The organism is Pseudarthrobacter xylosi, from assembly GCF_055412765.1.
Genome location: NZ_JBVAYT010000023.1, coordinates 1 through 1,363 on the forward strand (window position 1 = coordinate 1; position 1,363 = coordinate 1,363).

A 1,363-nucleotide genomic window follows, 5' to 3' on the forward strand; every position below is an offset into this window, starting at 1 on the left:
TGGTGTTGTGCTCATGATATGACTGACTGGATATCGCTTTGGAGTTTGGTCAGGGCGGTTTTTGCGTCGGTTTTTGCGCCCAGGAGTGTCTGGCAGAAGTCGCCCATGGCCTGTCCGCCGTCGATCGCGGCGAGTTTGGCGCTGGATTCCTTGCCTTTGGAAGCGAGGGTCTTGGCTATTGGCTGCCACTGTTCAACGATTGCGACGTTGGACTTGCTGGCGGTGAACGTGGGAGATTCGGCGATGGATTTCAGCGCCGGCACCTGGGAGACGAGCTTCTGTTCCCACAGCTGCTTCATGTTCTTCAGATAGTGGGTGACGAATGCTTCGGAGCCTGCCTGGGACGGGGTGTTCTGGTACATCATGATGTTGTTGACGTACTGGATGGTGCCGGTGTCCCCGTGCGGGCCCTTCAAGGGTGCGGCGACCATAACGTCGGTGTCCTTGAGGGTGTCATCCAGGCCCAGGTAGTAGAAGCCCATGCCAATTTTCTTGTTGGCCCATTGGGTGACTAGGTCATCGTCTTTCAGGCTTACCGCGCCCGGGTCGGTCAGGCCGGACTTGACCAGATTCATGATGAAGTCGGCGGTTTCGATGTTCCGGTCTGTAACGATGTCCAGCTCACCGGCTTCGTTGAAGAGCCCGCCGCCGTTGTTGATCATCAGGCTCAGGGTTGCCATGGGTCCGAAGTTGGCGGTGCCGCCGCTGATGCCGAAGGCGTAGTAGCCCTTGGCGGCGATCTTCTTGCCTGTCTCGAGGAACTCATCCCAGGTCGTGGGAACGGTGGCTCCCACTTCGTCCAGGATGGACTTGCGGTACCAGAGTGTCTGGACATCGACCGCCCACGGCACCGCGACGTAACCGTCAGGGGTTTTCAGCGCCTCGATGGTGTTGGGCAGGAAGTCCTCGTAGAAGCCGTCCTTCTTGAACGATTCGATGAGGTTGTCCGCGTACGCCACCGCGCCCTGGGCGGCGAACTGAAAGGCCTGGAAGCCGCCGCCGGTGGACACGGCAGGGCCGGTCTTGGAGGCGATCGCTGATGAGTATGTTTCGTTGAAGCCGTTCCACAGGACCTGCTGGTAGCTGACCTCCGTGATGCCGTTGGAGGCCGGGAACGACTTCGCCAGCTTTTCGGCTTCCGCGGCGAACCCTTCGGGGCCCCAGGGCATATCCCAGAACTTCAGGGTCCCGCTGGAGGCCGAATTGCTACCGCCGCCTGCTGCGCAGGAGGCAAGAGACGCGGCTAGGGCCGCTGCGCCGGTCAGGGAAATGAATCCACGCCGGGACATGCTCGAGACGAGCGGGGTGTTCTTGTTCATGACGATTCCTTCGCAATAGCTGAGGGTTGAAGAGAAGGCGCACC

Annotated in this window: 1 protein-coding gene; it reads right to left on the reverse strand. The window is 60.2% G+C overall.

What is annotated here, in order from left to right:
• Positions 1–11: 11 nt before the first annotated feature.
• Positions 12–1,363: ABC transporter substrate-binding protein (locus tag ACZY1F_RS21240; protein ID WP_463944402.1), on the reverse strand; the 1,352-nt coding region annotated here is incomplete at its 5' end.